The 24,998-nt window shown below is 36.7% G+C and carries 18 protein-coding genes; 15 read left to right on the forward strand and 3 right to left on the reverse strand.

Going from position 1 to position 24,998, the window contains the following annotated elements:
* Window positions 1-384: 384 nt before the first annotated feature.
* From ACNFU2_RS15800 to ACNFU2_RS15810, 3 genes are read right to left on the reverse strand one after another with little or no spacing between them, the layout of a single operon-like run.
* Entirely contained in the window at window positions 385-7,419 is a 7,035-nt protein-coding gene (locus ACNFU2_RS15800; RefSeq protein ID WP_418122264.1) for an RHS repeat-associated core domain-containing protein, read from the reverse strand.
* A gap of 36 nt (window positions 7,420-7,455) precedes the next feature.
* Entirely contained in the window at window positions 7,456-7,956 is a 501-nt protein-coding gene (locus tag ACNFU2_RS15805; protein ID WP_418122266.1) for a hypothetical protein, read from the reverse strand.
* 7 nt (window positions 7,957-7,963) lie between these two features.
* The gene (locus ACNFU2_RS15810) at window positions 7,964-8,818 is read right to left on the reverse strand and encodes a cell wall anchor protein (RefSeq protein WP_306613451.1); all 855 of its coding nucleotides are present in this window, start codon (window positions 8,816-8,818) and stop codon (window positions 7,964-7,966) included.
* 266 nt (window positions 8,819-9,084) lie between these two features.
* Between ACNFU2_RS15810 and ACNFU2_RS15815 the strand changes: the two genes are divergently transcribed.
* The 15 genes from ACNFU2_RS15815 to ACNFU2_RS15885 all read left to right on the forward strand — a co-directional run bounded on the left by ACNFU2_RS15815 (window position 9,085) and on the right by ACNFU2_RS15885 (window position 24,998).
* The gene (locus ACNFU2_RS15815; RefSeq protein ID WP_306613453.1) at window positions 9,085-9,408 is read left to right on the forward strand and encodes a DUF6660 family protein; all 324 of its coding nucleotides are present in this window, start codon (window positions 9,085-9,087) and stop codon (window positions 9,406-9,408) included.
* 139 nt (window positions 9,409-9,547) lie between these two features.
* The gene (locus ACNFU2_RS15820) at window positions 9,548-13,906 is read left to right on the forward strand and encodes a CusA/CzcA family heavy metal efflux RND transporter (RefSeq protein WP_418122270.1); all 4,359 of its coding nucleotides are present in this window, start codon (window positions 9,548-9,550) and stop codon (window positions 13,904-13,906) included.
* Window position 13,907: 1 nt separating this feature from the next.
* Window positions 13,908-15,152 carry an efflux RND transporter periplasmic adaptor subunit gene (locus ACNFU2_RS15825; protein WP_306613457.1) on the forward strand — a complete coding sequence of 415 codons (1,245 nt, stop codon included), beginning with the start codon at window positions 13,908-13,910 and terminating at the stop codon, window positions 15,150-15,152.
* Between the two features lie 45 nt (window positions 15,153-15,197).
* The gene (locus ACNFU2_RS15830) at window positions 15,198-15,938 is read left to right on the forward strand and encodes a methyltransferase family protein (RefSeq protein ID WP_306613459.1); all 741 of its coding nucleotides are present in this window, start codon (window positions 15,198-15,200) and stop codon (window positions 15,936-15,938) included.
* Window positions 15,939-15,968: 30 nt separating this feature from the next.
* The gene (locus tag ACNFU2_RS15835) at window positions 15,969-16,841 is read left to right on the forward strand and encodes a bestrophin family protein (protein WP_172284652.1); all 873 of its coding nucleotides are present in this window, start codon (window positions 15,969-15,971) and stop codon (window positions 16,839-16,841) included.
* A gap of 20 nt (window positions 16,842-16,861) precedes the next feature.
* A complete protein-coding gene (locus ACNFU2_RS15840) occupies window positions 16,862-17,758 on the forward strand; it encodes a cation diffusion facilitator family transporter (RefSeq protein WP_273651073.1) in 897 nt (298 codons plus the stop codon).
* 15 nt (window positions 17,759-17,773) lie between these two features.
* A complete protein-coding gene (locus tag ACNFU2_RS15845) occupies window positions 17,774-18,193 on the forward strand; it encodes a Fur family transcriptional regulator (protein WP_172284650.1) in 420 nt (139 codons plus the stop codon).
* A 44-nt stretch (window positions 18,194-18,237) separates the two neighbouring features.
* The gene (locus ACNFU2_RS15850; RefSeq protein WP_306613462.1) at window positions 18,238-20,202 is read left to right on the forward strand and encodes a heavy metal translocating P-type ATPase; all 1,965 of its coding nucleotides are present in this window, start codon (window positions 18,238-18,240) and stop codon (window positions 20,200-20,202) included.
* Window positions 20,203-20,337: 135 nt separating this feature from the next.
* On the forward strand, window positions 20,338-20,697 hold the full coding sequence (locus ACNFU2_RS15855; RefSeq protein WP_306613464.1) for a hypothetical protein: 360 nt from the start codon (window positions 20,338-20,340) through the stop codon (window positions 20,695-20,697).
* 108 nt (window positions 20,698-20,805) lie between these two features.
* Window positions 20,806-21,081, forward strand: a complete 276-nt coding sequence (locus ACNFU2_RS15860) for a YHS domain-containing protein (protein WP_172284645.1) — start codon at window positions 20,806-20,808, stop codon at window positions 21,079-21,081.
* On the forward strand, window positions 21,068-21,751 hold the full coding sequence (locus ACNFU2_RS15865) for an SCO family protein (RefSeq protein WP_373428015.1): 684 nt from the start codon (window positions 21,068-21,070) through the stop codon (window positions 21,749-21,751). Before ACNFU2_RS15860 ends, ACNFU2_RS15865 begins: the two co-directional genes overlap by 14 nt.
* A 109-nt stretch (window positions 21,752-21,860) precedes the next feature.
* Window positions 21,861-22,535, forward strand: coding sequence for a superoxide dismutase (locus ACNFU2_RS15870; RefSeq protein WP_172284641.1), 675 nt, complete (start codon window positions 21,861-21,863; stop codon window positions 22,533-22,535).
* A gap of 3 nt (window positions 22,536-22,538) precedes the next feature.
* Window positions 22,539-22,907, forward strand: a complete 369-nt coding sequence (locus tag ACNFU2_RS15875; RefSeq protein WP_172284639.1) for a hypothetical protein — start codon at window positions 22,539-22,541, stop codon at window positions 22,905-22,907.
* Between the two features lie 215 nt (window positions 22,908-23,122).
* Entirely contained in the window at window positions 23,123-23,959 is an 837-nt protein-coding gene (locus tag ACNFU2_RS15880) for an MbnP family protein (protein WP_306613469.1), read from the forward strand.
* Window positions 23,946-24,998 (forward strand): cytochrome-c peroxidase, encoded by a 1,053-nt coding sequence (locus ACNFU2_RS15885; RefSeq protein WP_306613470.1) that lies wholly within the window; start codon window positions 23,946-23,948, stop codon window positions 24,996-24,998. Before ACNFU2_RS15880 ends, ACNFU2_RS15885 begins: the two co-directional genes overlap by 14 nt.

A 24,998-nucleotide genomic window follows, 5' to 3' on the forward strand; every position in this document is an offset into this window, starting at 1 on the left:
TAAATTCCGTCTCAAAAATTGAGACGGAATTTTTAATAATGATTAAACTTTAAATCTTATTTATAAATAGCGAATACTATAATATTAGTTAATATCAATACAATAAAACTAATCCATAATATTTTATAATATGATTTATTTCTAAAGATTAATAAAATAATGATTTGAACAAAAGCGACTAAAATGAAGTCGGTCAACATTAGGATTGGAATAGTTTTAAAAAGATCGTCATTCCACCTATTGGTAAATCTGCTTATATGTATATCTTTTGAATACAATAAGTCTACCATAAAACCTGCAATTTCGTCTTCTTTTTTCCATTCAACTAACCTAAATATAATAAAACCTAAAAATAATTGAGGTATAATTAAAAAATAAATTAATTTATTTTTTAGGAGAGTAAGTTGTGGCTGTTCCATCTTTGTTAAATACAATTTTCATATTATTATTAAGGTAGAAATCAGTTAAGATTTGAGATTTTGCTATAGATTTTACACCCAAAACTTTAATTCTATAAACATCTTCTATTTTACTTCGGAATGTGATTTTTGTTTTATTAATTACAATTTTTGCATTTGATTCTAAAGCTAATCTTCCTGTCGTAATGCCTCCTGTTCGTTCTACAGTAAAATCTGTTGCACTAACTTTTGTTATACTAACAATATAATCTCCAATATCTTCATTAATAAAACTTAGTTCAGATCCTGATATTTTTTGACCCACTTTTAGCTTACTAAGCTTATTTTCTAATTTACTCTCTAGTGTGCCTTGCTGTGGTTTATCAGTTTTAGGCTGTGTTTTCTGAACGGGACTATCCATTTCATGCAAACCGTGGTTCAGTCCAGCAACAATCCCACCAATAACTGCGCCTTGCCAGAAGTTACCTCCAGTAAGTTCTGCACCAATGCCCCCTGATATAGCACCAAAGGCAATTTGCCCAAGTAGTTTATTCGCAGCATCGTTAGCTATTGCACCAAAAGCCGAGGCTCCTAAACTACCTAATGCTCCAGATAACAGTGCTTGATGGAAAGAACCTCCTTGCATTAAAGATAAAGCGCCTTGAGCGATACCATGGGCTGCAGCTTGTACAAATACTGTTCCCACAGTTCCTAAGCTTTTAGCAAAAGCTGTTGCAACTTGTACACCTTCCTTGGCGACCGAGAATATGCTTCCTACTCCAAATGTGACGGCACCTGATATGGCACCAAATACCGTGGATTTAAATAATCCCAGGAGAGAAAGCTTCTGTCCTGTAATAATTGCACTTACAACATAACTTGCAGCACCAATGATTGCTCCGATTACTACTGCTGCTAATAAAGCAGATTCTATACCGAAAATATATTCTCCACTTGGATCATTAAACAAGAGTGGATTGTTCATTACATACCCGTATTTATTGTAATTCTGAGTATTGTAAGGATCCTGGATATTTTCATCAGCATTTAAGAACCTTCTGAGTAAAGGATCATACAGTCTTCCGTTCATGTGGATGATTCCCACTTCTGCAAAATGTTCATGGCTGGTGTATCCTCTTTCAATAAGTAGCGCAGTATTATCAATAATATTTTTATCGGTAGTAATAACTCCGTTTCCTATCTGAAGATGGGTGAAATTACCCCATGCGTCGAAGTGTCTTTGTTCAAGCTTGTTTCCTGTTTCATCACTAATTGCCAGAATACTTCCGAGATAATCCTTGTGCAAAAATTTATACGAACCATTAGTCTCGTTATAATCTTTGAGGAAAATGATGTTACTTTCATAAGGTGTTCCTCCAATGTAAAGAACATGCTTTTCTTTACCTGTAGTATTGTCAACCACTACTTCAAAGCTTCCATCCCCATTATAGAATTTAGTAAACTTCCCGTCTCCATCAGCTGCAAAATTACCCCCATAAGTAACCCTTTGTCTCATACTCGTCAGTCCATATTGGAAGGCTACATCTCCTTTTTGTCCATCAATGAATACGGGATCATTGTTCTCGTTATAAACAATACTCTGGATCAGATCATTGTTATAATTCTGTGTTCCTGCTGCATTCAAGGTCATTCCTGTAGGCTGGTACACCTTAGCTGCGTTATTAAACTTAATGGTTCCCACCTGGTCGTTTTCCAGAATCCTTCCTTTTTCATCATAGATATTACGATTGTTTGAAGGTTTAATGCCTGTTACAGGATTGGTCCAGTTGATCAGTCTGTTGTTGTCATCATAGTCAAATGACTCGACAATATTAAAATCCCCTCCTGTTGTCCTGCTTTTCAATTCATTTTTAATGGCATCAAATGAATAAGAAAGTTGTAATATACCAGGTTTGACCTGTGAAGAGTGATTTGCGTTAGTTAAGAATCCATTTGCATCATAGGTATTATTTATCTCTGCAGCTCCCAGTTTTGATTTTAAAATCTGGCTTTTAGCATTGGTTTGCTCTAAAGCCCATAGCACTTTTCCAGAGGTTTTGTCTTTTATCTGATATAGCTCACCATTCCAGTTGCTGTACACATTTTCAATATCAACCTTGGTAAGGACTCCTGAAGAATAAAGACTCTTTTCATAGGAAATGACTCTTGCCTTATCATCATAGGTGACTCCTTTTTGCATGTAATATTTGCCGTTACTATTTTCAGAAGTAGATAACAGTCTTCCCTGAGGATCATATGATAGGTTCGTGCTATACGCTTTTCCTTTGGAAGTTCCTGTTTTTGAAATAACCCTTCCTTTATTATCGTATACATAAGAAATCATCTTATTGGTCGTAGCACCTGCATCTACTGTTGAAATTTCTTTCTGACTAATAAGCTGTCCAAAATTATTGTAAATGTATTCCTTAGTTCCTTTGGGGCTTGTGATTTTTTTAACCTGATCAAAACCGTCATACTCATACTTGTAAACTCCATTAGATGGATCATTAAACTCTGTTTTTCTTCCCCAAACATCATATTTCGACGTTACGATATTGGTTCCATATTGAGCTGTAAGTTGTTTCCCTATAGAATTGTAGGTGAAGTTAATAGTCCCTCCTTTGTCTGTTGTAGAGATTACATTTCCTAAAGCATCTACCGTTTTGGTTGTTGTTCTTCCATAGCCGTTAAGCTCTTTTAAGGTGGTAACAGTTCCTGAAACAAAAGTTTCCGTTTGTTTACCGTTAAAGAAAGAGGCTGTAACTTTAGCCGGGAATACCGTATCATCATAAGTGAATGTATTCCACTGAACATTTGCAGGTAATTCTTCTGTTGCCTGATCAAAATAAGGCTCGGATTCTTTTGTTTTCCTACCTAATGCATCAAACATACGGTAAACTGCCACAAATTTACCCTGCTCAAAACCTTTAGTTTGAGTTTTATATTCCTGGCCTAATTTATTAGTATATTTTCTGGAAATGTTTCCATCAGGTTCATATTCAATAACTATGGTATTGTCCTGGTTATCTTTTGTATACTGATAGGTGGTAATCCCTTCTAAATTTGTTTTAGAAGTTTCAATTTTGCCCCAGAAATCATACGTATTAGTAAGTGTATTTCCCAGAGGATCAGTTTGTGTCAAAATTTGACCCCAATTATTATAGGTAATGTTGGTTTCTAATCCAAGGTTGTCTGTTTTCTTTGTAACGAACCTCCCCTTATCATCATAAATGCTTGTATTAATTCTGACTTGTGAGTCACTTCCGGCTGTAACTTTCTTCTCAATAATGTTACCAAATCCATCATATTTATAATCTTCGGTAAGATTGTCTGAGAAGTTATTGGAGAAGTTATTCCCAGAAACATTAATAATTGTTTTGGGAAGATTATTTTGGTATAAATAGTATTGGCTTACCTTATCGGTTGTATTGTAAGCCGTATGCTGTATAGTTTTTGCATCTAGGTGACCAATGAAATAATCTTTTCCAATCCCTGATGGGTTATTGGCATAAATAATGTCGGTCGTAGTTACTGAAAAATTACCGTTAACATTAGAAGTAGTTTTTGACGGCAGGTAATAGCTATTGTAAACAGTTGTTCCTGTTGTCGTAACGTTCGTCAAAAAATCTTTAGCTAAAGTAGAGGTAGTGACAGTAGCTGTTACTACTTTAGGCTTGTCAGCATCGGAAACAGTTGTAACTACTTGCCCGTTGAGAAGTTTGTCTTCCTTATAAATTGTCGATTTATAGCTCAATAACTGAGTATTATTCTCAGAGATATCTGCCGGGAATATCAGGCTTTCATTATCAGTTCTGATGGACCATTCTTTTACCGGAACTCCGTCCAATAAAGGGTCTATTTGTTTACCCGACCAAATTTTTGCATTTTCAAATCCAGCAGCGTATAAAGAGGAGCGGGCAGTTTGACGGAAGCCAATCACCCCTTTTCCTGTAAAGTGACTTAAAAAACCTCTGTATCTGAAATCCTGAATCAGAGTACCGGCTGGCGTATACTGTTTAATCTGTGATACAGCAGCGGATAATGGTGCTTGCTCCAATTCAAAATAAGGATAAAGTTCTTTTTGTACGGGCTGATAAAAATTAGCATCTGTTTTTGAGTTAAGTTCTTTGTAGCTAATCTCTGTGGTGATTCCTCCTTGCTTGATATTCTTAGCTCTTGCCAAAGCGGGCACATAAGGATATCCGTACTGAATCACATAGTTGTAACCGCACCCGATAACTCCAGAACAATCATCTGGTTTTCCTAAAAGGATAACCTGTTGGTTGTCTTTATTAATGGTCAAATTACTAAAAGGAATTACCTTTTCGTTAAAAGACTTTAACCAGTTTCTTGTTTTGTAGAAGTTGATACCACTATTAGTTTGGATCGAAACTGTGTTTTCAGTATTATAAGGTTGTGGAATGCTTGCTCCCAGAATAGTAATAGGAGGATTGTAAACAATACTTTTATCATTGGCTCCGGATACTTTGTTAACAGAGTAAACTGTAACATTGGTATTAGTCCATTCCTTGTCATGGTGAGCATTCCATGTATGGTCAGTAATTAAAACATTTGAAACAATAATTTCAGATTTTCCATCGCCATCCAAATCTGCTGTATTATACTGGAAATATCTGCTCATACCATACGCACATCCACTTTCAAAGAAGGTATTATGAACACCTTGTGTTAAGGTTTCGGTTCCTGAAGAGTAGAAAATAAAGTTATTGATGTAGAACTGATTCAGCTTTTTCCCATCAGATAAAAATAAATTCCAGTTATAAGATTTATTCCCTTGAGGAACTAAGACATCAATTTTGCTGTCGCCATTAAAGTCACCGTATAGTGCACCATTGAAGAATCCTCCCAGCGCTTGTCCTGTGAAGTTTCCTACATTGGATAATACAAAGTTTCCTGCAGATATTTTATTGATATTAAATACTTTGGTCATAGTACCATTGGAGCTATTGAGCCAGATAATATCCTGGATTCCATCTCCGTTAAAATCTGCAAACTGGATTTTCTTTGCAGCTCCAGTTCCTTCGTCATATTTGTAAATGCTTTCGGCAACCGGAAGGTTTTCACTTAGATCAAATAATATGGATGAGTAAAAACTTGTTAAAGTACTTCCTGGAATAATGTTTACCTCTCCATTGTCGATCGGAGGTACTCCATATTCTTCAGTATTGGATGAGTTAACTGAAGGCTCGATATAAGGGAGTGTAGGAGGGGGAGTTTCATCCAGGGTAATAGGTTCTTGAACTGACTTGCCAATAGGTTCCGGATCAAACCCTCCATTAATACATGTTCTCGTTCTTCTGAAATTAAAAAGAAGTTCCGTAATTCCATCACCATCATAGTCATAACTTGTTAAATCCGATAAGCTTACGACTGAATAGTTACAGCCCGTCATAGGAAGGTCGTCATCTCCGGGATCACCAATAGCATACTGATCATACGTAATTAGTTTCGAATATTCCAGCTTGAATCTGAAATCTGAAATATCTACAGAGTATACCAATAATTCATAATTGGGTTTTTTAGGATCTCCTGTAGCAACGGTATGAGGAATAACGATTCCTGCTTTGTTTTTTACGTATCCGTCTTTTTTGAAAGTCACAGATGTCGCCTTACCAAATTCAGCAGCTGTAAATCGATTAAGTTCATACTGTAACGGCATAACCGGAACATCTTTGTACACAGAACTCTTAAAGTTCAGAACACCTACCTGTGTGGAACCTGCAGTCCCTGGAGTGGGAACATATTCCAGATAGTCTGTGATGCCATCCATATCAAAATCACCATACTTTTTGGTATTGGTAGTCGTGATATTATTTTCTTTGGTTGTTTCCTCTCCCGACGTCTGAGCAGGCTCATATTCTATGGCTATGGGATTGGCTGCTTCATTATTACTATTATATTCAGTGATCTTATTAACAAACTGATAACTCGTACCATTATCCGTATACTCTAAAGCATATCTTCTAAACTGACCGCCGTTAGTGGAAACAACCACCTCATTTAATAATTTGTCCTGATTGTAATAAAATCCCTGATGATAGGAAATCTCCTTAAAAGTCCTATCCAGGTTATAATTGAACGAAATTTCATTGAAATGTGGTTTATTCAGGGTTTCATTCCCACCCCATTTTATTTTCTTTATCCGGGTAACATCCCCGCCTGGAACTGGTTGAGAAGTAAGATATTGGTTCTTCTCATATTCATAGGTGATGTAATTCCCCTGGGCATCCATCCATTTTACAAGATTGTATCCCGTAGACGTTCTGGCTGCACTATAGTGCTCCGGATCGCTGTATTCAGTATCTCCATACCATGCCTGCGAGCCGTCATCAAAAGTAACATGGAACAACATGGGTCCTTGAACTCCATTTTTTGTTCCTAATGATTTGATTTTGATATTGGAGTATTTCTCAGTAACATATTCAGCTCCATCTTTTCCATATTCTCCGGATTTAAGAATGAGCCTCTGTCCGTTAAAGCTATAATTATCTGAATAATCAAGTTGTACCGATTTGGTTATTCCGTCTTTTTCAATATTCTTACTTATTCTAGATACTGCTGTTATTCCTGAAATATCCCAACCATAACCCGCAATTCCATTGACAGAACCACTTGTATATGTCAGGTTGATCTGAGGTGCTACACTTTTTATTCCCGGAGGTAAAGCTATTGGTAAGCTAAATTGCAGTTGTCCGGTTCCGGAAACCTCTATATTTCCTTTGGTATCATGGAAACTCTGGCCTACCGGTGCGGATGTCCCTGTTGGATTACCGGCTCCCGCGCCGGAATCTGTAGGTCCCCCACCTGGGTTTTCAGTAGAAGGCCCGATCTTTGCCACAAAAGGATTTGAAGTGCCGGAGGAGGCCTTAAACCCTTGAGCCAAGACCACGGTTTGCGGATCCTGTACTGTTCTTGAAGTACTTTCCTGCTGATAGAGTATGGTCTGGGAATAGCCCAACACCGAAAAGAGGGAAAGTACCAATGATGAAAGAATCTTCATATTCTTGGTTGTTAGTAAATTGTTATGATTAAAAGTTTATCGTTTTGTAATATTTCTGCTGAAGACCCTGCCGTCTTTTAATGTAAAGTGTAAAACATATACACCCCATTCGTAATTGGACATATTGATCTTTAGCTGCTTATTTAATCCCGGAGTATTCTGTTGCTGGAATTTCCAGTGAACCGTACTGTGCTGGTAAAGAGAAACGGATTCTATGAGTCCGTCTACTTCATCGGTCCAGTCTATAGTAAGGAAATCATTCACAGGAACAGGATACAGCCTGATCTGTTTCCAGAATTCTTTTTCATCCAGAACCGGTTGTTGCTTGATCTCAGCGATGGTCTTTACCTCTTCAGCTTTAGGTTTTTCTTCGGTCTTAGCCAAATTTTTTAAGTCTTCAGGTGCTTTTTTACCACTCACATCTGTCCCTCTGTATCTTTGGTTTCCGGCTTCGTCATACTTGAAGTAGACTTCGGTTTGTGAGAATCCGAAAACACCAATCAACAAAGAAAATAAGGAAAGTAATTTTCTTTTCATAGTTTACTTATTTTGTTTTTTCTGAAAGAAGCAACAACAATTGTTTTTCAAGCTTTTCAATCTTATCGGATTGTTGTTTCAACGTTTTATTTTGCTCAATAGAATACAATGTTAATTCTTCAATTTTTTCAAGCAGCTTAGCATCCATTTCTCCCAGGTTGATTCCATTTTTTTCTACTTCTCCGGCAGAAGGGATGTTTGGTAAATGTCCTTTTTCTGAAATATGCTTTTCAACATCTTCCAATGATCTCAATTTGTAATCCTTTTTAAATACATAATCAGCCCATCCGTTGGTTGCGGGATTTTCCACTTTTATTTGTTCAGCCTTTATTCCTTTTCTTACATAAAAGATGAAATTAGGGTCATTATCATACTGATCAGTTCCTACAGTTACTTTTCCGGTATTGAAAACCACAAGACTGCTTGGGTGTACTGAATCTGTAAATTTTATCCTGGTGATTCCGGATGAATTAGGAGTTGAAGTATCAGAGTTAGGATCAACTGCATTGTCATTAGGCATATGGAATTCCAGATTATGACTTCCCAAAGTTCTGATCACTGCATCTGATGCAACAGACCAACGTGAAGCACAGCCGTTACAAAGAACTGTTGCAAGCTCTAACTTGGCTCCGTTAACGGTTCCTGCAGCCGCAGAGTTTCCGATAGCAATACCATTGGCATAAGGTCCGTTAAATACCTTAAGTCTTTCCATGTTATTTGTTTTGATAACAAGTTCCTGGTCATCAATGGTGCCTATGAAATTAGACGGGGGAGTGGTTCCTGAGTTTCCTGTAAGATTCCAGGATTGGGCAAAAGCCATAGAGGATACGGCTAACAATAGCGGTACAAGTGTCGTTTTCATGAATTGTTAATTTTTGTTAAATTTTAAAACGCGAATATAATTTATATTTATTAAAACTTTATTGATTTAATATTTTTTTTAATATATTAAATATTAAGAATTATTTTCCTGGTCAAAGATGTAATCATTTGAATAATTGTACAAATAAATACTATATAGATTCATAAATTTATATAGTATTATGATGGTCTGTTAAAAATATGCTAATGGAGTATGTTTAATTTTATTTAATATTTTTTTAATAAAAAAATTCTACCTTTGTCCAGATGAACTTCTTAAGATTGATTTTAGCGCTTTATTTTGCGGCATTATCCATAATGCCATGTGAAGATGTGCATAAACAATCGGGTTCTTCGAAAGTTGACTTTTCATTAAGCGTTGAACAGTCTCATTCAAAGGATCAGGGAGATATCTGTTCTCCTTTATGTGTTTGCAATTGTTGTCAGATAACGGTTGCGGCTTTTAAAATGGAACCTCAGATAAATATTCCAAGACAAGAACAGGCTTACTTTTCCAAAAAGATTCTTTTCCACAAAAATAACTTTGCCTATCAGGTTTACGAAAATATCTGGCAGCCTCCTAAAATTTAATTTTATTGATTTGGGGAAAGCACAGCTTTCCAACCTTACGTGAAACTTTGCAATTCTATTGCATGGATCTTCATGATATTTTTGCACTTGACATTTTAAAATGTCTGTGCATATAATTTCAATAAAATAAATCTTTTTTGTGTTAGATAAAATTATAAAATTCAGTATTAAGAATAAGTTCATTATTGGTTTAATGACTTTACTGTGGATTATCTGGGGAGTCTGGAGTGCTACCAGATTACCCATTGATGCGGTACCTGATATTACGAACAATCAGGTTCAAATTATTACGGTATGTCCTACATTAGCGGGACAGGAGGTAGAGCAATTGGTTACTTTTCCAATTGAACAGAGTATAGCAAATGTTCCAGGCATTGAAGATATGAGAAGCGTATCAAGGTTTGGACTTTCTGTGATTACAGTTGTTTTTAAAGAAGATGTTGATGTTTATTTTGCGCGACAGCTTATTAGTGAGCAACTTAAACAAGCTGTTGAAGAAATTCCCAAAGGAGTGGGCGTTCCGGAACTTGCTCCGGTAAGTACGGGATTAGGAGAAATATATCAATATATTCTGCATCCGAAAAAAGGAAGCGAAAAAAAATACAGTGCTAAAGATCTTCGGACCATGCAGGACTGGATTGTTCGAAGACAGCTTAATGGAACTCCTGGTGTTGCAGAAATCAACAGTTTTGGAGGTGAGTTGAAACAATATGAAGTTGGTATTAATCCCAATAGACTAAAAGCGATGGGAGTAAGTATTTCCGATATTTTTACTGCTTTAGAAAAAAATAATCAGAATACCGGAGGTGCTTACATTGACAAAAAACCGAATGCCTATTTTATCCGCGGGGTCGGAATGGTCACTTCGTTAGAAGATATTCGGAACATAGCAGTGAAAAATGAAACAGGAAGTATTCCTATATACATAAAAGATGTCGCAGATGTTCGTTTTGGAAGTGCGGTGCGATATGGAGCGATGACCTATAACGGAAAAGTAGATGCCGTGGGTGGAGTCGTAATGATGCTGAAAGGAGCGAATAGTAATGAGGTGGTGAACAATGTGAAAGCTAAAATCCCTACTATTCAAAAATCTCTTCCTGACGACGTAGTCATTGAGCCTTTCATTGATAGGACTGATCTCGTGGGAAGAGCAATGAAAACAGTGGAGAAAAATCTGGTAGAGGGTGCATTAATTGTAATTTTCGTACTTGTTGTTTTTCTTGGAAATCTTCGTGCCGGGCTTATTGTTGCGTCAGCAATTCCTCTATCCTTATTATTTGCTTTAGGAATGATGAATGTGTTTGGGGTGAGTGCCAACCTGATGAGTCTGGGGGCAATTGATTTTGGACTTATTGTAGATGGAGCCGTTATTATTGTAGAGGCAACATTGCATTTATTACATAATAAAAACAGCGGGAAGCTTACGCAGATCCAGATGGATAAGGAAGTAGGAAGGGCAGCGTCCAAAATGATGAATAGTGCCATTTTTGGACAAATCATTATTCTGATCGTTTATATTCCAATACTTTCTTTAGCTGGAGTAGAAGGTAAAATGTTTACCCCAATGGCAAAAACAGTAGGATTTGCAATTATTGGAGCTACCATTTTATCCATTACTTATATTCCAATGGTAAGCTCGTTGTTCCTTTCTAAAAATGTTAGTCATAAAAAGACACTCAGTGACAAAATTATGGACTTTCTTCAAGGTATTTATAAGCCTTTGTTGCAAAAAGCCATTCGATTGAAGCTCGTAATTGTCACTATAACGATTTCTATTTTTGTGATTTCAATTTTCATATTCAAAAATATGGGTGGGGAGTTTATCCCGCAATTGCAGGAAGGAGATTATGCATTTCAATGTATCCTACCTCAGCAAAGTTCATTAAGTCAAAGTTTGGAAACATCCATGCAGGCATCAAGGATCATCAAGTCATTTGATGAGGTAAAAATGGTTGTAGGAAAAACCGGATCAGCCGAAGTACCTACTGACCCGATGCCACCAGAGGCTTCAGATATCATTGTGGTGCTAAAACCACAGAGCGAGTGGAAAACAAAAAAATCATATGCGGAACTGGGAGATGAGATCAGTAAAAAACTGGAAGCGATTCCCGGGGTATATTTTGAAAGAAACCAGCCGATCCAAATGCGTTTTAATGAATTGATGACGGGAATTAGACAGGACGTAGCCGTTAAAATTTTCGGGGAGAATCTGGATTCCCTGGCCATTTATGCAGAGAAAGTTGGAAAGGCGATACAATCGGTAAACGGAGCTAATGCTCCTCAAATTGAAAAAGTGGGTGGACTTCCACAAATCAATGTTACTTATGACAGAACAAGAATGGCTAATTACGGAATCAATATTGAAGATGTAAATAACGCCTTAAGTACCGCGTTTGCAGGAAAAAGTACCGGTCAGGTTTTTGAGAATGAGCGACGTTTTGATCTGGTTGTTCGCTTGGATAGTCTTAATAGGACTAATATTGATGATGTTAATAACCTGATGATCAATACTAAAACAGGAGCACAGATCCCGCTTTCACAGGTCGCAGATGTCAAATACAAAATGGGTCCCGCACAGATCAGCCGCGAACAGGCAAAACGTAGAATTGTTGTAGGCTTTAATGTTAAAGGACGTGATGTACAGAGTGTGGTTCAGGATATTCAGAAGAAGCTTGACAAAGACGTTAAGCTACCTGCAGGATATTATTATACTTACGGTGGACAATTTGAAAACCTTCAGGAGGCTAGCCAGCGTCTTATGATTGCGGTACCTATATCGCTGTTGTTGATATTTTTATTATTGTATTTCACTTTCAACTCTTTAAAACAGGCAGCATTGATTTTTACAGCCATTCCAATGAGTGCTATTGGTGGGATCTTTGCCCTTCTTGTAAGAGGGATGCCTTTTAGTATCAGTGCCGGAATTGGATTTATTGCCTTATTCGGAGTAGCGGTTCTTAATGGAATTGTATTGATAGGAACCTTCAATGAATTAGAAAAAGAAGGCGAAAAAGATATCTTTAAAAGAGTGATGGAGGGGACTAAAACAAGGCTTCGACCAGTATTAATGACTGCAACGGTAGCATCGTTAGGATTTTTACCCATGGCAATTTCCACGGGCGCAGGAGCTGAGGTTCAGAAACCATTGGCAACCGTTGTAATCGGTGGATTAATCAGTGCTACTTTTCTTACTTTATTTGTGTTACCAATGCTGTATATTATTTTCAATACAAAACTTCGAATTAAGAAGGTGAAAATGAAACCATTTACACCGGTGATTATTCTTGGATTTATAATGTTGGGTCAATTCGCCAGCGCTCAATCCAGAACATTGACTGTAGAACAGGCAGTAGAACAGGCCGTGGCGAACAACCCCGGACTGAAATCCAAAGACCTGGGCATTGAGGCTGCAAGGGCTTTAAAACCTACGGCTAAAGAATTGCCAAAAATGAATTTTAATGCACAGCTCGGGCAGTATAATAGTCCTACTTTTGACCAATCTTTTGCAATTTCACAAAGTATTCCTTTTCCTACCATATTCAAGGCCAGAAAAGAATTAATTGCGGAAACTATAAAAGGTAAACAGATAGAGAAGGAAATTTCTATGAATGAGCTTGTTAAACAGGTTCGCTCCTATTATTATCAGATTGAATATCTGCAATATAATAAAGCGCAATTAAAGAATCTGGACAGCCTGTATCGCGATTTCATTCGTATAGCCACCGTAAGGTTCAAGGCTGGGGACATAAAAAAGATTGAGATCAGTACTGCTGAAACCCAACAAGGAGAAATCAACCTTTTGCTCAATCAAAATCAGGTATTTTTAAATAACGCATATAAAAATTTAAAGACACTTTTAAATATTTCTGATGACATTGAGGTTCCGTTTAACGGAAATTATGAGCCACTTAAATCCGGAAATATTCTGGACAGCAAAGAGGTTGATAATAACCCTACAATTAAAGCATTTTATCAGGAAATGGAAATTGCTGAAAAAAACAAAAATGTAGAAAAAGCACAGGGACTTCCGGAATTCAGTTTAGGATATACCAACCAGTCTTTAACAGGATCTTATCCAGTAAACGGACGGGAAGTATTTTATAACTCAGGCAACCGGTTTAGCTTTGTAAATGTAGGAATAGCAATTCCTCTAACTTTCGGAGCGACAAAGGCGAGAATAAAATCTTTGGAATTTCAGAAGCAGGTTGCGGAAACCAATGCTATGTATCAGAAGAATCAGCTTTCCACTCAATTGCAAAATGCATTAACCCAATATCAACAGGATACGCAGCAATATAATTACTATGTGGGGCAAGCGATTCCTAATGCTGAGAAAATTGTAAAAGCTGCTCAGTTAGGATATAGAACAGGTGAAATTACTTATGTAGAGTATCTTTTCGCCTTGCAGACTGCGACAAATATTCAATTAAAATACCTGGAATCCATCCAGCAGGTGAACCAATCTGTTGTAACGATTAATTCAATAATTAATAAATAAAATGAGAAAAAAACACATCATCATATATTGTATTGCTCTTTCTTTGTTAACTGTAAGTTGTAGTAAAAAGGAAGAGGTGGCGGAAAATCCTGCGGGAAAAGCAGAGCAAAAAATTGAGAAACCCGCAGAAGCTTCCGAGACTATTGCTTCATTAACGGAAGAACAAATAAAAGCTGTTGGAATTACAATGGGAACCATTGAAATGAAGGAGTTAACTTCTACCGTTAAAGCCAATGGTACCTTGGATGTACCTAATAACAGTAAAGCCACCATTACCTCTTTATATGGAGGAATTATTAAAACGCTTACTGTTCAGGTAGGTAGTGTGGTGAGAAAAGGACAGGTGATCGCAACAATTGCCAATCCTGAATTTATAAGACTTCAGGAAGAATACCTGACTGTGAATAGTAGAATTACATTTGCGGAACAGGAGTACAGAAGACAAAGAGAGCTTTTTGATAATGATGCAGGAGCCAAGAAAAACCTGCAGAGTTCCGATGCAGAATTAAAAACCCTCAGAACGAGGAAGGCCTCTTTGTTGAGGCAACTTCAGATGATGGGAATAAGCCCCGGTGCTGTTAACAATGCAAATATGAGATCAGGTTTGGTAATAACATCACCTATCAATGGAACTGTGAGTAGTATTTCTGCACAAATAGGGAGCTATGTTGATGTTTCATCTCCGGTGGCTGAAGTTATTGATAATGAATCCATTCACTTGGATTTACAGATATACGAAAAAGATCTTCCGAAAATGAAAGTTGGGCAAATTGTTCATTTTAATCTAACCAACAACCCAGAGACAGAGTATGATGCCAAAGTATTCAGCATAGGTTCATCTTTTGAGAATGCGAGTAAGACCATTTCTGTACACTGTAATGTAATCGGGAATAAGGAAGGATTAATTGATGGAATGAGCATTACCGGAGTTGTAAGTCTCGAAAAAACAACCACACCGGCTGTTCCTAATGATGCAATTGTAGAAGCAGATGGCAAGTCTTATATTTTTGTTCAAACGGATAAAAAGCCTGCTGAAAATCATGATGAAGAAAAACCTAAGAAAGAAATGCCTAAAGAAAATGTGAAAATGATCAATTTTGAGAAGATTGAAGTGGTAAAAGGTTCTTCTGATATGGGTTATACAGCAATAACTCCGGTAACAGAAATTGCCCCTGATTCTAAAATAGTAGTGAAAAGTACATTTTTTGTAAATGCGAAGCTCACCAATGCTGGCGAGCAGGATTAATTAAAAGCCTTCCGACAAAAAAACACAATAATATTATTTCACAAGATGGCTTTAAAAGAAGAACTTGAAAAACAAGGGAATTGGCTTTTCAAATATAGAAGCACATTACCGATAGGTATTTTATTTATCGGTTTTGTGGTTTCTGTTCAAATGAATTTAAAAGAAGAAACAACGAGCTGCGAAATTCTATACGAATTTGCCTGCCTTTTAATAAGTGCTGTAGGTTTAGGGATTAGAGTTTATACAGTGGGATATACACCTAAAAATACCTCGGGAAGGAATACCTCAGAAGGTCAGGTAGCTGATACACTTAATACAACAGGGATATACAGTGTAGTAAGAAATCCTTTATATCTTGGGAACTTTTTTATGTGGCTGGGACTTGCCTTATTTACAGAAAATTTATGGTTTGTCGTTGCCTTCATTCTTTTTTACTGGATTTATTATGAGCGGATTATTTATGCAGAGGAACAATTTTTAGAAAGAAAATTTGGAGAAAAATATAGAAGCTGGGCATCCAAAGTACCGGTTTTTATTCCTAACTTAGGATTGTTTAGGAAAAACGAACTCTCATTTAGTCTAAAAAAGGTGTTGAAGAAAGAAAAGAATGGGCTTTTTGCTATGTTTTTGATCTTTACGCTGTTCGATATTACAGGAGAATGGATTAGAGATCATTCTGATCATAATTTGTTGTTCATTTCTGGTACGATCATTACAATGATGATGTACTTTGTACTTAAAGTATTAAAAATGAAAACGAAACTTTTAGAAAACAACAGATCTTAAAGGGTTAGAACTTAATTTAAAAAAATAATTATGTTATTAAACAAAAGATTATCCATTTGGTATTTCATTAATGAAATAAAATCTCAGATTCTTTTCATTTGCATATTTGCTTTTTGTATAGGGCTTTTAGATTTACTTCCCGGATTTAGAAAAATATCACTTCCTCTGAATATTCCTGCATTAGTGGGAACGGCCGTTTCTCTGTTATTGGCTTTCCGTACTTCACAATCTTACGAAAGATGGTGGGAGGCAAGAATTGTCTGGGGAGCCATTGTAAACGATTCCCGGACTTTGATCAGATTAGCGATTCAGTTTTTACCTGAAAAACAAGCACAGGAATTCGCGGAAAGACAGATCATCTGGACTTTTGCGTTAGGGGAATCGCTTAGAAAGCTGCCCTTTTCTGTAAAGGTACAGGAATATCTTACTGCTCATCAAATTGATGCTTTAAATGTTCCGAATGCATTACTCGATGAACATTCCAGGCAGGTAAGAAAAGCTTTTTCTTCAGGGGAAATCTCAGAATTTCAACAATTACAACTTAATGATGCCATTACAAAGCTTTGTGATAGCATGGGAAAATGTGAGCGATTAAAGAATACGGTTTTCCCCCGGTCATATAGTATTTTGGTCCATGTGTTAATCTATGTATTTGCTGCTATTTTACCATTTGGATTGGATGATAATCAATTGATAATCGAAGTATTGGTCACTATTTTAGTTCCTACAATGTTTATCGCTATAGAAAGAACATCAATCATCATGCAGGATCCTTTTGAAAATACCCCTGTTGATACCCCAATGACTTCTTTAGCACAGACAATAGAAATTAACCTGAGACAGATGGTCGGGGAAAAGAATGTTCCTATGAAGAAAGAAAATCCTTTGTACTACGAAATGTAACCCAACTTATTTTTGAAATGATGAACGAAAAAAACACACAAACAGTTTCCGCAGCCAGTAAACATAAAAAGAATCTTCTTATTGTATTATCGTTTAGTGGAGCATATCTTATTGCGGAGGTTATTGGAGGAATTCTTACCAATAGTCTTGCGTTGCTTGCAGATGCCGCTCACATGCTTACAGATGTGGTAGGATTGTTACTGGCTTTTATTGCAATAAAAATCGGAGAACGGAAAGCGGACTCCAAAAAGACTTTTGGATATTACCGTACAGAAATATTGGCAGCGGTGATCAATGCCGTGGTACTGCTGGGAATCTCCGTGTATGTTTTATTTGAAGCTTATCAGAGATTTAAAAGCCCTCCAGAAGTGCAGAGTAAATCAATGTTGATTGTTGCAGGAATAGGACTTTTAGTAAACATTGCAGGAATGTTGATCCTTAGAAAAGATTCCGAAGCGAGTCTTAATATGAAAGGTGCGTATTTTGAAGTTCTTTCGGATATGCTTACTTCTGTAGGAGTTATGATTGCAGGTGTAATTATGCTTACAACCAACTGGTACTATGCCGACCCATTGATCTCGGCAGCAATTGGCTTACTGATCTTTCCCAGAACCTGGCGACTTCTTAAGGAAGCTGTTAATGTATTACTGGAGAGTACTCCCAAAGATGTAGACATTGATCTGTTACGTAAATCACTGGAACAGGTTCCTGGTGTAAAAAGCGTGCATGATCTCCATGTGTGGTCCCTTACTTCCGGCGTAAATGCAATGAGTTCTCATATTGTTAAAGATGATACAATTACTCAAAATCAGCTGCTGGAAAAACTGACCGAAGAAACAACATCCAGATTTACCATCAGCCATACTACTTTTCAGATTGAGGAAGAAAGTTATCAGGAAGATGTTACCCATTATTAATAAAAAATATCAGAAATGAAAAAAGATATAGAAGATAAGCTTATAGACAAAAATACGAAGCCAACAAGTATGCGTATCCTGGTATATGATTTTTTGAGCTCTCAGGAAGCCGCTTTGTCATTGTCTGAAATTGAAAGTCATTTTGATAATGCAGACCGAACAACTATTTACAGGACCTTAAAAACTTTTGAAGAGAAAGGAATTGTTCACGGGATACAGGAAAATACAACTACCAAGTATAAGCTTTGCGATGATGATTGTGACGAGAAAACACATAAAGACTGGCATCTTCATTTTTACTGTAAAATTTGTAAGCAAACCACCTGTAAAGAAGATATTTCATTTCCAGATAATATCCAAACTAATTTCCGGATTGATGAAATAAGGCTTTTTGCTAAAGGGATTTGCGAAGATTGTTTGGAAAGTTTGCAATAGTATTGCACTTGTTTTAAAATTAATTTTGTTGAAAATTATAAGTTATGGAAGAATGCTGTAATACAAAACCTCAAAAAAAAGAGCACAATCATTTTGAAGGAGATGGCCATGATCACGGTCACTCTCATGATACCTCAGATAAAACGACTTTCCAGTTGTTTTTACCTGCAGTAATCTCTTTTGTTTTATTAATGATCGGTGTCTCTTTAGACAATTATATAAAAACAGAATGGTTTACCGGTTGGGTTCGGATCGTTTGGTACTCAGCGGCCTATATTCCTGTTGGACTTCCAGTATTAAGAGAGGCTTATGAAAGCATCATTAAAGGAGATGTGTTTTCAGAATTCTTCTTAATGGGGATTGCAACAATTGGGGCATTTGTTATTGCCCAATATCCTGAAGGAGTAGCAGTGATGCTTTTTTATGCCGTTGGAGAAGTATTTCAAACTTTGGCCGTTACAAGGGCGAAAAGCAATATCAAATCATTATTAGATCAGCGTCCGGATGAGGTAACTGTTTTAAAAGGTGGGCAACCCCAAATAGTGAAAGCAGAGACTGTAGGTATAGGAGAAATTATTCAATTGAAATCCGGAGAGAAATTAGGGCTGGATGGAGAGTTGCTTTCAGAAACTGCTTCATTTAATACAGCTGCACTTACAGGGGAAAGTAAGCCGGATACCAAAACCAAAGGTGATGCAGTGCTTGCGGGAATGATCAATTTAAATACTGTTAGCCAGGTTAAAGTTACCACTGCATATCAGGATAGTAAACTGAGTAAGATCCTGGAGCTGGTTCAAAATGCTACAGCGCAAAAAGCTCCAACCGAATTATTCATTAGAAAATTTGCGAAAGTTTATACTCCGATTGTTGTTCTGCTTGCTATAGCAATTGCATTATTACCTTATTTCTTTGTAGCGGACTATCAATTTAAAGATTGGTTGTACAGAGCTTTAGTATTCCTTGTGATTTCTTGTCCATGTGCATTGGTGATCTCAATTCCTTTGGGATATTTCGGAGGAATTGGAGCGGGAAGCAGAAATGGAATTCTGTTCAAAGGAAGTAACTTCTTAGATGCACTTGCTAAAATCCAGAATGTTGTAATGGATAAGACCGGAACAATGACAGAAGGTGTTTTCAAAGTTCAGGAAGTGGACTTCAAGCCTGAGTTTGATAAAAATGAAATATTGAAACTGGTAAACCTTTTAGAAAGCCAGAGTACGCACCCTGTAGCAACAGCTATTCATGAGTATGTAGGAGAAATAGATCATTCCATTCCTATGGAAAACGTAGAGGAAATTGCAGGGCACGGGCTGAAAGCAACAATTAATGGAAAAGATTTATTGGTTGGGAATTTCAAAATGATGGATAGATTCAATATTCAGTATGATATCAACCCGGATAATATTGTGTATACATTAATTGCGGTCGCTTATGATAATAAGTTTGTAGGATATCTTACTATTGCAGATACCATTAAAAACGATGCACAATTAACGATCAATAAATTAAAAGTATTAAATATAAAATCAACCATGCTGAGTGGCGATAAAAGCTCAGTTGTAAAATATGTAGCGGATACTTTGGGAATTCAGAACGCTTATGGGGATTTACTTCCAGAGGATAAGGTGAATAAAGTAAAAGCTATCAAAGCTAAAAATGAGACGGTTGCTTTTGTGGGTGATGGAGTGAATGATGCTCCGGTTGTAGCTTTGAGTGATGTAGGAATTGCAATGGGTGGACTGGGAAGTGATGCAACGATTGAAACAGCTGACGTTGTAATACAGGATGACATGCCAAGTAAAATTCCTATGGCCATTAATATAGGTAGGAAGACCAAACAGATTGTATGGCAAAACATTACCCTGGCATTTGTGGTAAAAGGAATTGTTTTGATCCTTGGTGCAGGAGGTTTGGCGACCATGTGGGAAGCGGTTTTTGCAGATGTCGGAGTTTCACTGATTGCAATCCTGAATGCCGTAAGGATTCAAAGGATGAAATTTCAATCATAAACCATAATTAAACTTAATTATAAGAAGCCTTGCTGGATCTCAGTGAGGCTTCTGTCTGAAAAATATCGATGACTTTCATCATAAATTATACTTAAAAAGAATTTGAGTAGTATATTTGTGGAATAGAATTGATCATTGAAACTTTTCATATCCATATTCATTATTTTTACCATAGCAATACGTCCTGTATTGCCATTAGTGAACTATGCGGTTAACTATGATTATATTGTAAAAAATCTCTGTGAAAACAGAGATAAACCGCAATCTACATGTAAGGGTAAATGTTATGTAGAAAAAGAACTCGCTAAAACAGAAAAGCAATCGGGGCCACAAACGATAAAAATTTCTGTTATTGATGTATTTCTTTCCAATGATATTCTTTCATTTGCTGATGCCAAAGGATTTGAAATCTTGCAAAAAGTTGCTAATCCAGGCTATATCAAATCGCATTCTTCAGATTATTTTTCCAGGATATTCCATCCTCCTTTAGTATAATAACTAATTTACTAGTCGAATACCTAATCTTTATTAGCTATTTATTATGTGATTAGTTTTAATCACATCTCTGAATTAATCCATTATTATAAATTTCATTTCAATCCAATGAAACATATATTCATTTTGACAGCTTTGCTGCTGTCAGTATCATTTATTTCCTGTGCCCAGGAAACACCTAAAGTAAAGCATAGTAAAAGTATGATGACTCCAAAGGAGAACCTTAAGGTAAAAGTAGTCAACGCTGAAGATCCTGTATGTCATATGAAAACGGCAGATTATTTAAAATTTACAGCAACATATAAGAACAAGGTGTACGGTTTTTGCAGTGCTTCCTGTAAGGACGAATTCAACAAAAATCCTGAAAAATATGTCCAAAAATAAAAAAATAGCCCAAAGCTCAAAAAGCAGGATCGTTATTCCCATTGCAATTATTGCAGTTATTTTCCTGGGAGTAGGTTTCGGTATGAGCTATTTTAAAAAAAACCTTTATACTGTAATGAAGGTTCCTGATTTTGAGCTTACCGATCAGAATAATAAAAAGATTACCAATAGAGATATGCTGGGCAAAGTATATCTGGTGGAATTCTTCTTTAGTAAATGTCCCACCATCTGTCCTGTAATGAACAGCAATATGAAAGTGATCGAAGAGGAGATTAACAATCCTGAGTTTGGGATTATTTCCATAAGCATAGATCCGTTGAACGATACTCCGGAAACGTTGAAACAACATGCCAATAGAATCGGAGCAAAATCTCCCAACTGGCATTTTTTAACCGGAGACCGGACGTACATTGGAAACCTTGCGGATCAGTTCAATATCTATGTTGGGGATAAAGAAGATGAGGGAGAGAGTCTTAATCACAGCGGGATGATTGCGCTTGTTGATCAGGAAGGAAATATCCGGTGCAGATATAATAAAGACAATATGCCTATCCTTTACTATTCAGGATTAAACTATAAGGATCCTGAAGGAAAAGAAACACAGCTTACCGGCAAATATCATCCGGACAGGGAAAGGCTGATTGAAGATATTAAGAAGTTATTAAATTAAAAGTTGGATGTCAGGAAGTATATTGATTGTGAATAAAGGTCTTTGACCCTTGTCTTCCATCATCAAACTTACTCTTTAAAAAAATGTTAAACCATAAATACAAAACATTATGAAGATTATGAAAATAGCTGCCTTAGGTGCAGTTTTGGCGGCGCAATTTGCTTTTGCGCAATTCAAGCAAACTCCTTTATCATACGCTTACAATGCGTTGGAAGGTTCAATAGATGCACAAACGATGGAAATCCATTATACAAAGCATGCTGCGGGGTATGTAAGTAATTTAAACAAGGCAATTGCTGGAACACCCCAGGAAAAAGAGACTTTATTCCAGATCCTTTCTAAAGTTTCAACTCTTAGTCCAACGATCAGAAACAACGCCGGAGGACATTTTAACCATGAACTTTTCTGGACCATGTTAACGCCTGAGAAAAATACTCAACCTTCTGCGAAATTACTAAAAGCAATTACAGAAACTTTTGGAAGTCTTGATGCCTTTAAAGAGAAAATGAGCAAGGCAGGAGCTGATCGTTTTGGTTCCGGCTGGGCATGGCTTTCTGTGGATAAGAACGGGAAGTTGTTTGTTTCTTCAACACCTAATCAGGATAATCCTTTAATGGATGTTGTAGAAGAAAAAGGAACTCCAATTCTTGGAATTGATGTTTGGGAGCATGCTTATTATTTAAAATATCAGAATAAGAGAGCTGACTATCTTACCGCGATCTGGAATGTATTAAACTGGAAAGAGGTAAGTAAGAGATATGAAAACGCACTGAGCAAAAAATAGATCATGAATTATATTTGCAGCATATTCCTTACCTTCTATATCGTGGTCAGACCTCTGATCCCCATCATGGAATATGCTGTAAATTATGATTATATTGCTGAGGTTCTTTGTGTTAACAAAAACAAACCAGAGCTGAATTGTAATGGTAAATGTTATTTGAGTAAAGAACTCGCTAAAACCAATGATACAGAAACAGCCCCTTTGAGTAAGGGAAAAACTTCCGGACAAAAAATTCTTGATATCTACATCCTTCCGGAAATTACAGAAATAAAAAACACAGGTCTAACATACGATCACAATTTTACTTTTATTTATCAAAAGAATTACTCTTTTCTTTTCCTGAAACATATTTTCAGGCCGCCGGTTTTTTAAGGTTGTTTATACATTTTATCTCCAATTGTTAAAGCTCACGTACTGCGAAAATTACAGATTTTCCACACTCATGTGTTCTTCATAATTGTTTCATGATTCACTTTATAATTCTAAAGTGCTAAAACTTTTATGCTTATTGGGATTGAGAAAATGAATGTTTTCAACATTCGATGCTTATTTCTATTCAAACAAATACAACTTAAAAAAAATCAACAATGAAAATTTATAAATTTTTATCTCTATTGTTTATTGGCCTTATATTACTTAGTGCTTCATCATGTCAAAGTAATGACGATAGGGATAATTCACAGGATACTACACCGGGAAACCTACAGATAAAGTTTGAAAACGGATTCAATAACCTTGGCGGTATTGTTTTGAATCAGACAACCCAAACTTCTTCAAGCGGACAAAAACACCAGTTTTCTACTTTAAAATATATTATAAGTAATATCAGCCTGATTGATGAATCCGGAAAAGAATTTAAATACAATGAAAATAATCCTGATAAAGGAGCCTTTATCATAGACCAGGCAGATGCCGTAGCAGGAATCGTTTATGTAAACCTTACCGGAATTCCTAAAAACAATTATAAAAAAGTGAAGTTCGGTCTGGGAATCAGCCAGAATGCTTATCTCCTGGGAATGGACGGGCAGGCAGAGTTTTGGAATAAAGCTAAAACAAAGGGGATGTCCTGGTCCTGGGCTGCGGGCTATGTTTTTGTAAAGCTGGAAGGGAAATACGGAAGTACTGCTGCAGAGAAGGAGTTTATGAATCATACGGGAAATATGGGAAATGTAGCGGCTAATAATACTCCTGATTTATACCGGGAAATTACTTTAGACCTCCCAACAACGGCGAGAGTGACCGGAAAAATAAGACCGTCGATTCATATTCTGGCCGATCTTAATCAGTATCTGAGTGGTGACACAAAACTTACCCTGAATACATCTAACGATATGATGATGGGATCGAGTCCGCATTTGGTAAGTGTAACCAACAACCTTACTAAAATGTTTACCGTAAACCACGTTCATAATGATGAAGATTAAAAATATTCTGAAGGCAGGATTGATTATTGTTACATTTTTTAATATCATATCGTGCTCAGATGAGGTTATTGAGCCATTGGAAAAGGATGAGGCTTATAACTTACAGTTTCCAGCTTATTTTCCTGAAATGACGTTTGATAAAACTGGGAATCCGGTCACCAAAAATGGAGTAGAGCTGGGAAGGAAATTATTCTACGAAGGAAGGCTTTCCCGAAATAATACCATTTCGTGCGGATTCTGCCATATACAGGAAAATGCTTTTACGCACCATGGGCATAATGTGAGCCATGGGGTGGATGACAGGATCGGAATACGCAATGCCCCTCCCATCCAGAATATGGCATTCTTAAAGCGATATATGTGGGATGGGGTAATTCATAACCTTAATGAGCAACCCATTATTCCTATTACCGACGCAAACGAAATGGATAGTTCAATGCCTGAAGTGATTGCTAAATTAAATGCCGACAGTAAGTATAGAAATCTTTTCAAAGCCGCTTATGGTGATGAATATATTACAGGGGAAAGGGTTTTGAAGGCTTTGTCACAGTTCATGGTAACGATGATTTCTGGTAATTCTAAGTATGACCAGTATAAGCATGGAAAAGCAACTTTTACTACAACGGAAATGAAGGGAATGGCACTATTCCAGCAGAAATGTTCCTCATGCCATAGCGGAGAATTGTTTACGGATGAAAGTTTCCGCAATACAGGAATGTATTACAATAGTCAGTTTAAGGATGCCGGGCGTTACAGGGTAACATTGGATCAGGTAGATTGGATGAAATTCCGGGTACCCAGCTTAAGGAATGTGGAATATACAGCACCTTATATGCATGACGGGAGATTCTATACCCTGGATGCTGTTCTTAATTTTTACTCGGATAATGTAGAGGACAATCCTAACCTTGATCCGCTGCTTAAACAAAACGGACATATCGGACTCACGATGAACAATGCGGAGAAGCAGTCCATTATTGCTTTCCTGAAAACTCTATCTGATAAAGACTTTGTTACCAACCCAAAATTCTCAGAATAA

The organism is Chryseobacterium sp. PTM-20240506 (assembly GCF_048296755.1).
GTDB lineage: Bacteria > Bacteroidota > Bacteroidia > Flavobacteriales > Weeksellaceae > Chryseobacterium > Chryseobacterium proteolyticum.